We start from the raw sequence: 12316 nt of genomic DNA on the forward strand, positions 1-12316 counted from the left end.
TGAGAGTAGGTCATCGTCAAGATTAAATTCCAAACCCCCTGTCTGCTCACGCAGACAGGGGGTTTGTTTTTGTGGGCGAAAAAAACCTTGGGATATTAGTCTTATCCTTTGTCAGTAAGCGACTGGCATAGTCACCTTCCGAAAGTAGCTACCACTTTACCGAGCTTACTCACCAGCGACGTTGCCAGCTTTCGTTCCGTTGGGGGCCACGCCCAAATGGCAGGCGGAAGCAGTGGCGATCATCGAGCTGTTGCTTGGCGAACAATCGATCACAGTGAAATGGTCAACCTCCGATCCTGACGGCTGCGCCCGCTTTGTCCGTGGACTCACGCTATGATTAGCATCGACACCGACTTCGCAACCATAGACGCCGAGCTGAACGCACTGAGTCCGCCGGTTGCGTCGGCCGAACCGCGCGAATAGCCCAAGCGCCATGTGCACTTGGCTGCTCGAGCTGGTTGTTCGCCGGATCGTTACGCAGCGGCATACGGGCGGCAGCAATCATGAGCTTGATCCAGTCTGCGCGTAAAAATGGACATGATCCGTATGCGTACCTGAAGGACGTTCTCACTCGGCTGCCACATCAGTGGGGCACTATTGATATATCGGAGATGGCAAAGTTTTAGAGTGCTGAAAGCGAAATGACGAAAGAGACGGCTCGTTACATCTTGATCACAGGCGCGGCAGGTACCGGCACCACGACCTTAGCGAATGCTTTAGCAAAGGAACTGAGCACAACTCACCTGGAAGCAGATGATTTTTTGTGGCTGCCCAGTAACCCGCCATATCTGCATCTGGCAGACAAAATGCAACGAGGGGAGCGCTTGCTACAAGAAATGCGCTCGCATGGCCGTGCAGTGGTTGCCGGATCAGTAATGGACTGGGGGCAACCGCTTGAGAGCGAATTTGATCTTGTGGTGTTCCTTTATCTTCCTGCTGAGCTCAGATTAGAGAGACTAAAACGTCGAGAGGTTAAACGCTTCGGTCAAGCAAAGCCCGAGTTTCTGGCTTGGGCAGCTCAGTATGATGAGGGGGACGTCCCTGGGCGTAGCTTGGCCAGACATCAGAAATGGCTGACTGCGCTTACCTGTACTGTCTTAAAGCTTGAGGGCGACATGTCCGTTACAGATCGGGTACGGCAAATACTGGATGCAATTGAAGGACTGAACTACACATCGTCAGTCATATGAATGTGTGTTGGCTATACGCTTACTTTTGTCAGGTATATAAAAAAACCACCTCAATAGGTGGTTTTTTTTTGACGACGGTTCTTAATCACCGTAATAAATACAGCCACTTGTGCACGTTTCATGGATGCGAATTGCAGACAATTCTGGAAGCAGCGGTTTGAGTTGTTGCCAAATCCATTTTGCCAGCACTTCGCTGGTTGGATTTTCCAACCCAGGAATGTCGTTCAGGTAGTTATGATCAAGTCGCTCGTAAAGCGGTTTGAAAATGGCTTTAATTTCCGAGAAGTCACGTATCCAGCCCGTAGCAGGATCAATGTCACCGCTTAAATGGATCGCAATCTTGAACGAATGACCGTGTAAACGACCGCATTTATGGCCTTCTGGTACGTAAGGCAATTTATGCGCTGATTCGAAGGTGAATTCTTTGAAAATTTCCACAGTGTTGATTGCTCTTGAAAAGGTGGCTATCGCCTAAGCGACGAATGCAGGCCTGCAGTTTAGCAGCTAACCCCTTATGTGCGGAATTCGCCCTTAGGGTCACGCTGTCATCAAGTTGGCAAATTCAGTTTCAGTTAAGCCTGCATCTCTATGATCAAATGTTTGCGATACTGCAAGCAGGTGATCAGGCGGAGGCCAGCGAGACAGGTGATGACAGTGAATATGCAAGTTGGCAAGGCTGCTGCGCTGATACTTTGTGTATTCTGCTCATCGGCCTCGGCGCGTGATTTAGGGCAGGACGAGGCCTTGCGTTTACGTCAGCGAGGCGCAATTTTGCCATTGGAGCAACTCCTGCAACAGGTTCTGCTGCGTCACCCGGGGGCCAAGCTTCTGGAAGCTGAGCTGGAGGAGAAGCACGATGTATATGTTTATGAAGTCGAGCTGTTAACGCCGGCTGGAATTGTGCGCGAAATAAAGCTTGATGCCAGTGATGGCCGTTTGCTCAAAGATGAGGAAGATGATTAATGAGGCTGCTGTTGGTAGAGGATCATGTCCCCTTGGCTGATCAACTGGTGGCGAGTCTTTCTCGCCAAGGTTATGCGGTCGATTGGTTGGCCGATGGCCGTGATGCTCTTTATCAGGGTAAAAGTGAGCCGTATGATTTAATTATTCTCGATCTGGGGCTGCCTGGACTGTCTGGTATTGAGGTGCTTAAACAGTGGCGAGCTGAAGGTGTGTCTATACCGGTGCTCATTTTGACTGCGCGCAGTTCTTGGTCAGAGCGCATTGACGGTCTAAAGGTTGGTGCTGATGACTATGTCACTAAACCGTTTCATCCTGAAGAACTGCAATTGCGAGTGCAGGCGTTATTGCGTCGATCTCACGGTCAGGTGAACCAACCACTTTTGAAGTCTGCAGGCCTTCAGCTAGATGAGGCGCGTCAATGCGCAATCAATCTTGGCGAAGAAGTGCAATTGACAGCTTCCGAGTTTCGTCTTCTGCGTTATTTTATGCTGCACCCTCAACAAATTCTTTCCAAAAGTCATCTGGCAGAACATCTTTACGATGGTGAGACTGAGCGTGACTCTAATGTTCTGGAAGTCCATGTGAACCACTTGCGGCGCAAACTCGGGCGAGCGGTGATAGAAACACGCCGTGGGCAAGGGTATATATTTGGTGCTGGTGATCAGTGAAATCCATTCAGAGGCGTTTGAGTCTGGGTTTAATCAGTGGTTTGTTGATTGCCGGCCTGGTGGTTGGGCAAGTCAGCATCTGGTTATTTGAAAACGGGCTTCAGCGCTATCTGGAATCAGGATTGCAAAACGACAGCGAAAATCTGTTGATCGCGTTGAGCCGAACGCCCCAAGGGTTGCAGTTGGATGAGCGCCGAATATCACCGGCGTATCAGCGACCTTTTTCGGGCCATTATTTCAGTATTGCCTTCGGTGATACGCATTGGCGTTCACGCTCGTTGTGGGATGCTCAGCTACCTCGGCCCAATCACCCGGGATTGGATCGAACTCTGGAACCTGGGCCTGATGGCCAGATGCTGCTTGTTTTAAACAGCAATTATCAGCGCTTTGGCCAAACGGTCTCCATCACAGTGGCTCAGGACTACACACCCATTCGAAAAAGCTTCCAGCAAGTTCAACGGGTGGGCTTAGGTATTTGGGTCGTAGCTCTGATCGTGATCTTGCTGCTTCAACGGGTGACGGTACGAACAGCATTACGGCCTTTGGAAACTGCCCGAAAACAGATAATCCAATTACAGGCGGGGCAGCGTTCGCAGCTTGATGAGAAGGTTCCTCAGGAACTGGAGCCATTGGTCACGCAGATAAACCACTTGTTGATCCACACCGAGGACAACTTGAAGCGCTCGCGAAATGCCGTTGGCAATTTGGGGCACGCATTAAAAACGCCTTTGGCAGTATTGTTCAGTTTGGCGAAGGATCCGCGCCTTGCTGCTTACCCCCAGATCCAGAGCACTCTGAGCGAGCAACTCGAATACATACAACAACGCATGAGCCGCGAACTTAATCGTGCTCGCTTGGCCGGTGATGCGCTTCCAGGCGCTCACTTTGAAGCAGATGCAGAACTGCCAGGCTTGATGGCCACCCTTGGCATGATTTACGGCAAGCATATCGAACTGAAATGTAATGTCCCTTCAGGTCTTCACATGCCCTGGGATCGTGAGGACATGCTCGAACTGCTTGGTAATTTGTTGGATAACGCCTGCAAATGGGCGGACTCTGAGGTTGAGCTAAGAATCCTTCAGAGAGGGAACGAGTTTGAGATCGAAGTACAAGATGATGGCCCAGGTATTCCTGAGACAGAAAGAGATCAAGTGTTCAGCCGAGGAACCCGGCTCGATGAACAAACCAGTGGACATGGTTTGGGCTTGGGTATTGTTAGGGATGTCATAGAAGCTTGGGGAGGAGAGATGCAACTGTCTACGGGAGCATTGGGTGGGTTATCAGTGTTGATCAAGTTACAGGTGCGGCTGCGATAACGGTAACTGGTCCTACAAAGCCAGTCACCGTTCACCCGGAGCGCATAGTTAGACGCGAAATTGATCCATCAACGTTTGCTGTTGGTTCGCCAGAGTATTCAGTGACTGGCTGACCCGTGCAGATTCATTGGCCTGCTCGGACAAAGACTCGGTCACATCGCGGATAGTGGCGACATTGTTGTTAATCTCTTCGGCCACTGCGCTCTGTTCTTCCGCAGCGCTGGCAATCTGCAGGTTCATGTCCGTGATGACCGTAACGGCATTACCGATTTGTTGCAAAGCCGTCACAGCCTGACTTACTTGCTCAACGCTGCCTTGGGCTTGACGATGGCTGTTGCTCATTGAACTGACGACTTCTTGAGTCCCCACTTGCAACTGTTCGATGACTTGCCGGGTTTCTTCGACCGACTCTTGTGTTCGGCGGGCCAGGTTACGAACTTCGTCAGCCACTACCGCAAAACCTCGACCGGCCTCACCTGCACGCGCCGCTTCAATGGCAGCATTCAATGCCAGTAAATTGGTTTGTTCTGCAATGGCTCGAATGACTTCCAGCACCGAGCCGATTTTCTCACTGTTAGCCGCCAGCCCTTCAACTTGGGTCATGGCCACGTTCATGTCAGCGGCCAGAACATCAATGCTGGATGTGGTGCGATCAATAATGGTCAGCCCTTGCCGAGTTGCTTCATCTGCCTCCCGGGCAGCTTGAGCGGCTTGGGCCGCGCTACGTGCCACATCCTGTGCAGTGGCACTCATTTCATGGGATGCCGTGGCAGCCTGATCAACCTGACGGTACTGCTGCTCCATGCCAGCGCTGGTCTGGGTGGCGATAGCCGCTGACTGATCAGCCGTATTGCGGGCATCCTGCACTGAGCGTTTAACCTCAGCAATAATGGGTTGTAATTTGTCGAGGAAGCGGTTGAACCAGCCGGCCAATTGGCCTAACTCGTCCTTTTTGTCATAGGCCAGACGTCGTGTCAGATCGCCTTCGCCACTGGCAATGTCTTCCAGCATATTGGCCACGCCCAGAATCGGGCGTGTGACGCTGCGTGCCATTAGCCATATCAGTAGCAAGCCGATGACCGCAGCAAACGATCCCAACCCAAGTTCAATCAGGGCTCCGTCGCGATTTCGTGTTTCCAGCTCAACTTGCAACGCTTGAGCGGGGCCTACCAGCACCTTTTCAGGCACGTCCAGCAATACGCCCCATGGCTTGCTGCCTGGGATAGGTTTGAACGGGGTCAGTATTTTAAGACGTTCGTGCTGATGCAGGCTTTGCGGCTGATCGCCAGTGGCCATCAGTTTTGTGAGTTGCGCACCATCTTCGACATCTACTTGATCAAGGCGTTGTGCCAGCTTGCTCGCATCCTTGCTGAAACCAGCCAATATGCCTGCCGAACTTACAATGCTGACATTGGTTTGCCCGTCATAAAGCTTTTGACTCGCCAGTTTGCTTATGGCTTGCAGGCTATTGAGGTTGATATCAACCGAAAGCGAAGCGATCAGCTTGCCATTGACCAGCAGTGGAAAAACGATGCTGGTCATCAACACGTTCTGACCATCGATCTCGTAAAAATATGGCTCGATAATGCACGGTTTGAGTGTTTCTCGAGGGCAAGTGAACCACGAGTTATTGGCCTGCCCGCTTGGGCCGGTACTGGTGTCTACCAGATCGGCTTCCGGCAATGTCATCGAGGTCAGTGTGCCGGGCGTAGGCTGCGACCAATAGAGAGAAAAGCGGCCTTTATCATTGCTGCCCAGCTCTTTTTGATGGTCAAACAACGCATCCTTGCTATCCAGTGCGTTGGCTTCAAATACTAAGGACAAGCCAAGCAAATCAGGATTGGCTTGTAATGCCGCTTTTACCTGGCGGGTCAGGTCTTCACGCAAGTCGAAGGCGTCCAGAAAGCGCTTTTCCGATTGCTCACGTAAAAACAGGACTTGGCGTGCGAAACCATTGCCGTACTGATAGGCATCCATAAACTGACGACTGATTGCCAGCGCCTGAGCTTCGCCTTGGGCTTCAATGCGAGCCTTGGCCGACTCATTGAGCATCTGTGTGCTCGAAGCCTCTACGAGCTGGGTTGTGTAGTCCATGCGATAAAGCGAAAGTCCAACCAGCAGGGCTACGATACTGAGTAGGCAAAGTCCGGAGAGGAGGGAGATTTTCCACTGGATGGAAAGCTGTCTGACCGACATGGAGACATCCTAAATAGAGGCTTTGACTGTTAGCGGCCGCCAGCGGTTTTTCTTTACTGCAATCTCTGCTTTTTAAACCTTTGGATTCAGCACTGATAAAACCTTCAGCCTCTAAATGATGGGGGTAGCACTCTTGGGCGCACGTGCAGTGGCGGTCTTCGGACTTCACTTTGACAAGGCGCTCATGCTGCTGCAAAGTGTGCGCCCTCAAATAAGTCCTTCCTTCAGATCCGGCGACTGCAACAGCAGTCTTGCGTCCGGAATTTCCCGCTTTACGGTGTTTTATCGTGGTGCGCTCTATGAGGTTGTAAAGATGAATGCAGTAATTGCAGCGGTCGGCATCATGCTGGTGCTCAGCTTGTCCCGTGTGCATGTGGTGATCGCTCTTATCGTGGGGGCTGTTGTTGGCGGCCTTGTGGGCGGCTTAGGCGTTGAAGCGACGCTCAATGCGTTCAATAGCGGGCTTGGCGGCGGGGCTCAAGTCGCCTTGTCTTACGCCATGTTGGGAGCTTTCGCGGTCGCTATCGCAAAATCAGGTCTGGCCCATGCCTTGGCCGATAAAGCCTTGATCATGGTTAACAAGCAGCAGGCTGCCGGTGGTAATCGGATCAAATGGCTTTTGATTGGCTTGTTGCTGGTGGTTGCGATCTGCTCGCAAAACATCCTGCCGATTCATATCGCATTTATTCCTTTGTTGGTTCCGCCTCTTCTTTATGTGCTGACCAAGTTGAAAATTGACCGGCGTTTAATCGCCTGTGTCATGACATTTGGTTTGATCACGCCTTATATGTTTTTACCCGTTGGTTTTGGCAATATCTTCCTCAATCAAATTTTGCTCGCGAATGTGCGCAATAGCGGTGTGGATGTCAGTCAGGTCAATGTTACTCATGCGATGGCCATTCCTGCGCTGGGCATGGTGTTTGGCTTGTTGGTGGCCGTGTTTATCAGCTATCGCAAAAAGCGCGAGTATGACTTGGTCAAAATTGAGCAGGTCGAGCAAGTAGCAGTCAAGTACAACCCCATGACATTGATCGTGGCCGGGCTTGCCATTGCTGCTGCGTTTATCATCCAGCTATGGCTGGGGTCCATGATTATTGGTGCGTTGGCGGGGTTTCTGATTTTCTCCGCCTCGGGGATTGTGCGTTGGCGTGAAACTGACGACCTGTTTACCGAAGGCATGAAAATGATGGCCATGATCGGTTTCATCATGATCGCGGCCTCAGGTTTTGCCGAGGTGATGAAGGCAACAGGTGAAGTTAAATCTCTGGTGGAGGCTTCCGCTGGTTGGATAAACCACAACAAAGGAATTGGCGCACTGCTGATGTTGCTGGTCGGGCTATTGGTGACCATGGGCATTGGTTCGTCGTTTTCGACTGTGCCCATTCTGGCGGCTATTTTTGTGCCCTTGTGCGTGCAGCTGGGGTTTAGCCCGATGGCCATAGTTTGTATCGTCGGAACGGCGGGGGCCTTGGGTGACGCTGGCTCGCCTGCGTCAGACTCCACCTTGGGGCCGACCTCCGGTCTGAATGTTGACGGGCAGCATCATCATATCTGGGACACCGTCGTACCGACTTTTCTGCACTACAACTTGCCCTTACTGGCCTTTGGCTGGGTGGCGGCAATGATTCTGTAAAAAGAGCGAGCGGCGGCAAGCGCTCATGGCAGTTCAATCCGACCGTTTTCCCCTGGAACGGTCGGCCAATCGCCTGCCGCCCATCGTGCTCTGGCCTGATCTATCAGCGCCGTATTACTGGCCACAAAGTTCCAGTTCATGCGCCTCGGGCCGTCCAGCGCCGCGCCTCCAATCAATACCAGATGGCAATCACTCTCTGCGAACAATGTAGCCTCCTGCGCGGCGGGCAGCAGCACAAGGCTATGGGGCTCGATAGCTTGGCCATTCAGTCGAACATCTCCTTCCACTACATAGACCGCGCGCTCAGGATGATCAGCCGGGATCAGGAACGTGGTGGCTTTCTGCATATTCACTTCGGCATACAGGGTCGGCGAGAGCACGGGTACAGGGGAAGTTAGACCAAACCCAGTACCTGCGATCAGACGAATCTGGACACCTGAATTGTTAATGACGGGCAAGCTGTCGGCAGTGTGATGGCTGTACAGCCCTGGACCTTGTTCATCCTTTATGGGAGAGGCCAGCCACACTTGCAGACCATGTAAGGTTGAGCCTTGAGCCCTTAACGCGCTGGGTGTTCTTTCAATATGGGCAATCGCGGCACCTGCCGTCATCCAGCTGACCTCGCCAGGGTTGACGAGCTGGTCCGAGCCCAAGCTGTCCTTATGCAGCAGTTGCCCTTCAAATAAATAGGTCAGCGTCGACAGGCCGATATGTGGATGCTGCCGAATGTTCATCCCTTGGCCAGGCCCATAGCGTGTTTGCAGCATATGATCGAAAAATACGAAAGGCCCAACGCTACGGCATTTGGCTGAGGGCAGGGGGCGTAGGATTGGTTGACCTTCGACGTCTTCAGCTCGGGGGTGAATTACAGTCAAGGTGTCCATCGTGTATTACCAGCAGAGGGAAAGCGTTGAGCATAACTCAACGCCATATGGTCCTGTTTTTGGGTTACTGACTGAAAGCACCCTCAGACAAATGTGTCTCGATGGTAATGTCGGCGGTGGTCATCAGTTTATGCACCGGACACTTATCAGCCACTCTGTGGAGTTCATCGCGTTGAGCATCGGTCAAAACGCCTTTAAGTGTCAGTTTGACATGCAGCGCGTATTTGCCCTGCTGCTCCTCAGTGGCGTCGTGTTTGACTTCCACCGTGACCCCTGTCAACGGAATGCCCTTCTTTTGCGCATAGAGCTTGACCGTGAGGGCTTTGCACGCGCCTAGAGCGGCATCGAAATAGTCATGGGGGGACGGGGCCGAGCTTTCTCCTCCCATTGTTTTGGGTAGATCAGTGAACACGGGTTCTTGATCGTCGATCTTGATGCTGTGGCGAAAGCTGTCGTGAGACACGGTATTTACGGTAACAGTCATGGCAAACCTCACAGTGGCAGAGATAAAGGTCTTGATCTTTATAGAGCATGTTGCGCGTTGTGCGTTCCCTTTAATCGCTTGCTGAACCTGTCAGCTTCGTCGCAGGTCTACACAGACTTCGGGAGAGGAGATTTAAGGTGCGAATGAAACACTCTGCGCTGGCTTTGGCGCTGTTGATTGCAAGTGCATGGGTTCAAGCAAGGGACTATGCCTACAGCGATGCCCACCTTCACTATGTCGATTTCTTCCAGGAAACCGAGGGCATGAGTTCGTTACTTCAGGTCATGGCCAAGAATCGCATTACTCATGTGATGATTTCCGGTATTCCGGTCGCCAAAAAATGGCACGAGGACGAGCCCAAGCGGCCACGTTATTACGCCGGCGATGATGCTGATGCCTATTGGTATAGCGCAACGGATGTATGGGTTGCCACGGCTGTCAAGCAGTTGACTGCAGAGCAGCGCGAGCATTTTCATCCGTTTTTGTCAGGGTTTAATCCAAATGACAAAAACTCGGCGGCTCACATACAGCGCATGCTCGATCTGGATCCTGGGTTGTGGCAAGGCATCGGTGAAGTCTTCACGCGCCATGACGACCTCACGGCCCTCATTTCCGGTGATACTCCGCGCGCTAACAATGAAGCGCTGAGCAAGGTCTACGAATTGGCCGCGAAGTATGATTTACCCGTTTTAGTGCATTCCAACATTACGTCCAAGCGAGAGCGTAATCCGCTGTATCTGGCCGAGATTGAGGAGCCGCTAACCCTGCATCCTGATACCCGATTTATTTGGGCACATGCGGGCACCAGCGCCGAAATTCATCGGCACCAGACGCAAATGCCGTTTTTGCTGCCTGAGCTGACACGTCTATTGGCTAAATACCCTAACCTGTATATAGACCTTTCCTGGAGCATGCTTACGCCGTATCTGCTGGATGAAAACGGTAAGGCCCGGCCTGAATGGGTCGCGCTTGTAGAGCGCTTCCCGGACCGATTTATGCTGGGGTCAGATGTGGTAGGCCGCTTTGACAAACTGGGTCAGGAATTAAAGAGTTTTGATCCCTTTCTCGATGCCTTGCCTGAAAGCGTCGCACATAAAGTAGCCAAGGATAATTTCGTGTCCGTGCTGCCCAAGCAACGCTAACCGGTCTCTTGCAGACAAAAAAATGCCCCGAGTATTCGGGGCATTTTTTGTCGCGAGTGGACGGCTTATTGACCAGTCCAGCGCTTCAGTACCAGTGTGGCGTTAGTGCCACCGAAACCGAAGCTGTTGCTCATCACATTGTTCAATGTAACGTCTTCGCGGGTCTTGGTCAGGATTGGCATGTCGGCGACAACCGGGTCCAGTTCCTCGATGTTGGCAGAACCGGCAATGAAGTTGCCTTCCATCATCAGCAAGCAGTAAATCGCTTCGTGAACGCCTGCGGCGCCCAGGGAGTGACCCGACAGGCTTTTGGTCGAGCTGATTGCAGGGGCTTTGTCGCCGAACACGGCACGGACACCTTCCATTTCCTTGGCGTCGCCTACCGGAGTAGAAGTGCCGTGGGTGTTGAGGTAGTCGATCGGGCCATCAACCGTTGCCATGGCCATCTGCATGCAGCGGATAGCGCCTTCGCCGCTTGGGGCCACCATGTCATAGCCGTCGGACGTTGCGCCATAGCCAACGATCTCAGCGTAGATTTTGGCGCCACGAGCCAGAGCGTGTTCCAACTCTTCAACGACAACCATGCCGCCACCACCAGCGATAACAAAACCGTCACGGTTTTTATCGTAGGCACGGGAGGCTTTTTCAGGCGTATCGTTATATTGAGTGGACAGGGCGCCCATCGCGTCGAACAGGAACGATTGGCTCCAATGTTCTTCTTCGCCACCGCCGGCAAAAACGATGTCTTGTTTGCCTAACTGGATTTGCTCAACCGCGGTACCGATGCAGTGAGCACTGGTGGCGCAGGCGGAGGAAATCGAGTAGTTCACGCCCTTGATCTTGAACGGCGTGGCCAGGCAGGCGGATACGGTGCTGCCCATGGTCCGCGTTACACGGTACGGGCCAACACGCTTGACGCCTTTTTCACGCAGGATATCCAGCGCTTCCATCTGGTTCAAGGTCGATGCGCCGCCGGAACCGGCGATCAGGCCAGTACGCGGGTTGGAGACTTGCTCCTCGGTCAGACCCGAATCCGTGATGGCATCTTTCATGGCCAGGTAAGCATAAGCCGCTGCGTGGCCGACGAAGCGATAAATCTTGCGATCGATCAGCTCTTCGAGAGGCAGGTCAATGGAGCCGGAAACCTGGCTACGCAGACCCATTTCGGCATATTCCGGATTGAATCGGATGCCAGGTCGACTTGCACGCAGGTTAGCGGAGACGGTCTCTTTGTCATTGCCCAAGCACGAAACGATGCCCAGACCAGTGATAACGACGCGACGCATGCGGATAACCCTTAGAAGTTTTCAGTGGAAGTAAAAACGCCGACTCGAAGGCCTTCGGCGGTATAGATTTCGCGACCATCTACGCTCACGGAACCATCGGCAATGGCCAGGTTCAGCTTGCCGCGCAGAACGCGTTTTATATGAATGTTGTAGGTAATCTTTTTAGCGGTTGGCAATACTTGGCCGAAGAACTTCACTTCGCCTGAGCCCAGTGCGCGACCGCGGCCCGGCAAACCTTGCCAGCCGAGGAAAAAGCCAACCAGCTGCCACATGGCATCAAGGCCCAGGCAGCCCGGCATGACTGGATCGCCTTCAAAGTGGCAAGCAAAGAACCACAGGTCTGGATTGATATCCAGCTCGGCGACCAATTCACCTTTGCCGTACTTGCCGCCCTCGTCACTGATAAGGGTGATGCGGTCCACCATCAGCATGTTAGGGGCGGGCAGTTGCGCGTTACCCGGGCCAAAAAGTTCGCCGCGGCTACAGCGCAGCAGATCTTCCCGAGTAAAGGCGTTTTGTTTGGTCATGCGAGCTCCTCAATAATCCCATGCGGC

The 12316-nt window shown here is 52.8% G+C and carries 12 protein-coding genes and 2 pseudogenes; 7 read left to right on the forward strand and 7 right to left on the reverse strand.

Annotated elements, in window-relative coordinates:
* Positions 1-431 precede the first annotated feature (431 nt).
* Positions 432-626 (forward strand): annotated as a pseudogene (locus tag GHN86_RS21125) (transposase domain-containing protein); the annotation flags it as partial.
* A 15-nt stretch (positions 627-641) separates the two neighbouring features.
* Positions 642-1190, forward strand: coding sequence for an AAA family ATPase (locus GHN86_RS21130; protein ID WP_153382087.1), 549 nt, complete (start codon positions 642-644; stop codon positions 1188-1190).
* An 81-nt stretch (positions 1191-1271) separates the two neighbouring features.
* Here the strand turns inward: GHN86_RS21130 and queD are convergent, their stop codons facing one another.
* The gene (queD, locus tag GHN86_RS21135) at positions 1272-1628 is read right to left on the reverse strand and encodes a 6-carboxytetrahydropterin synthase QueD (RefSeq protein WP_323369527.1); all 357 of its coding nucleotides are present in this window, start codon (positions 1626-1628) and stop codon (positions 1272-1274) included.
* 210 nt (positions 1629-1838) lie between these two features.
* Here queD and GHN86_RS21140 point away from each other — a divergent pair, with 210 nt between their 5' ends.
* Genes GHN86_RS21140 through GHN86_RS21150 form a run of 3 tightly spaced genes read left to right on the forward strand, consistent with a single transcriptional unit; the run spans position 1839 to position 4137 of the window.
* A complete protein-coding gene (locus tag GHN86_RS21140; protein WP_153382134.1) occupies positions 1839-2153 on the forward strand; it encodes a PepSY domain-containing protein in 315 nt (104 codons plus the stop codon).
* A complete protein-coding gene (locus GHN86_RS21145; RefSeq protein ID WP_153382089.1) occupies positions 2153-2821 on the forward strand; it encodes a response regulator transcription factor in 669 nt (222 codons plus the stop codon). The genes GHN86_RS21140 and GHN86_RS21145 overlap by 1 nt, the downstream gene beginning before the upstream one ends.
* Entirely contained in the window at positions 2818-4137 is a 1320-nt protein-coding gene (locus tag GHN86_RS21150; RefSeq protein ID WP_323369528.1) for an ATP-binding protein, read from the forward strand. The genes GHN86_RS21145 and GHN86_RS21150 overlap by 4 nt, the downstream gene beginning before the upstream one ends.
* A 48-nt stretch (positions 4138-4185) precedes the next feature.
* On the opposite strand, the gene GHN86_RS24135 is transcribed toward GHN86_RS21150, so the two are convergent.
* Complete coding sequence (locus GHN86_RS24135) at positions 4186-4941, reverse strand: methyl-accepting chemotaxis protein (protein ID WP_397463039.1); 756 nt, start codon at positions 4939-4941, stop codon at positions 4186-4188.
* Between the two features lie 102 nt (positions 4942-5043).
* A pseudogene (locus GHN86_RS24140) lies at positions 5044-6333 on the reverse strand (HAMP domain-containing protein); the annotation flags it as partial.
* A 313-nt stretch (positions 6334-6646) separates the two neighbouring features.
* On the opposite strand from GHN86_RS24140, the gene GHN86_RS21160 reads away from it, so the two are divergent.
* The gene (locus GHN86_RS21160) at positions 6647-7966 is read left to right on the forward strand and encodes a Na+/H+ antiporter family protein (protein WP_153382093.1); all 1320 of its coding nucleotides are present in this window, start codon (positions 6647-6649) and stop codon (positions 7964-7966) included.
* A 23-nt stretch (positions 7967-7989) separates the two neighbouring features.
* Here GHN86_RS21160 and GHN86_RS21165 read toward each other — a convergent pair whose 3' ends face one another.
* Together GHN86_RS21165 and GHN86_RS21170 are read right to left on the reverse strand one after the other, a co-directional pair.
* The gene (locus GHN86_RS21165; protein ID WP_153382095.1) at positions 7990-8850 is read right to left on the reverse strand and encodes a pirin family protein; all 861 of its coding nucleotides are present in this window, start codon (positions 8848-8850) and stop codon (positions 7990-7992) included.
* Positions 8851-8914: 64 nt separating this feature from the next.
* Positions 8915-9334 (reverse strand): OsmC family protein, encoded by a 420-nt coding sequence (locus tag GHN86_RS21170; protein WP_153382097.1) that lies wholly within the window; start codon positions 9332-9334, stop codon positions 8915-8917.
* 143 nt (positions 9335-9477) lie between these two features.
* Between GHN86_RS21170 and GHN86_RS21175 the strand changes: the two genes are divergently transcribed.
* Entirely contained in the window at positions 9478-10476 is a 999-nt protein-coding gene (locus GHN86_RS21175; protein WP_194286280.1) for an amidohydrolase family protein, read from the forward strand.
* A gap of 65 nt (positions 10477-10541) precedes the next feature.
* Here the strand turns inward: GHN86_RS21175 and fabB are convergent, their stop codons facing one another.
* The gene (gene fabB, locus GHN86_RS21180; RefSeq protein ID WP_122783887.1) at positions 10542-11762 is read right to left on the reverse strand and encodes a beta-ketoacyl-ACP synthase I; all 1221 of its coding nucleotides are present in this window, start codon (positions 11760-11762) and stop codon (positions 10542-10544) included.
* A gap of 11 nt (positions 11763-11773) precedes the next feature.
* Entirely contained in the window at positions 11774-12289 is a 516-nt protein-coding gene (fabA, locus tag GHN86_RS21185; protein WP_153382099.1) for a 3-hydroxyacyl-[acyl-carrier-protein] dehydratase FabA, read from the reverse strand.
* Positions 12290-12316 lie beyond the last annotated feature (27 nt).

Origin of the sequence: Pseudomonas helleri (genome assembly GCF_009600315.1) — a bacterium.
GTDB classification, from domain to species: domain Bacteria; phylum Pseudomonadota; class Gammaproteobacteria; order Pseudomonadales; family Pseudomonadaceae; genus Aquipseudomonas; species Aquipseudomonas helleri_A.

Excerpts from the sequence above, each read along its gene's own strand:
- GHN86_RS21130 (WP_153382087.1), top strand. The coding sequence starts at position 642 with ATGACGAAAGAGACGGCTCGTTACATCTTGATCACAGGCGCGGCAGGT.
- GHN86_RS21140 (WP_153382134.1), top strand. The coding sequence starts at position 1,839 with ATGACAGTGAATATGCAAGTTGGCAAGGCTGCTGCGCTGATACTTTGT.
- GHN86_RS21145 (WP_153382089.1), top strand. The coding sequence starts at position 2,153 with ATGAGGCTGCTGTTGGTAGAGGATCATGTCCCCTTGGCTGATCAACTG.
- GHN86_RS24135 (WP_397463039.1), bottom strand. The coding sequence starts at position 4,941 with ATGGAGCAGCAGTACCGTCAGGTTGATCAGGCTGCCACGGCATCCCAT.
- GHN86_RS21160 (WP_153382093.1), top strand. The coding sequence starts at position 6,647 with ATGAATGCAGTAATTGCAGCGGTCGGCATCATGCTGGTGCTCAGCTTG.
- GHN86_RS21165 (WP_153382095.1), bottom strand. The coding sequence starts at position 8,850 with ATGGACACCTTGACTGTAATTCACCCCCGAGCTGAAGACGTCGAAGGT.
- GHN86_RS21170 (WP_153382097.1), bottom strand. The coding sequence starts at position 9,334 with ATGACTGTTACCGTAAATACCGTGTCTCACGACAGCTTTCGCCACAGC.
- GHN86_RS21175 (WP_194286280.1), top strand. The coding sequence starts at position 9,478 with ATGAAACACTCTGCGCTGGCTTTGGCGCTGTTGATTGCAAGTGCATGG.
- fabB (WP_122783887.1), bottom strand. The coding sequence starts at position 11,762 with ATGCGTCGCGTCGTTATCACTGGTCTGGGCATCGTTTCGTGCTTGGGC.
- fabA (WP_153382099.1), bottom strand. The coding sequence starts at position 12,289 with ATGACCAAACAAAACGCCTTTACTCGGGAAGATCTGCTGCGCTGTAGC.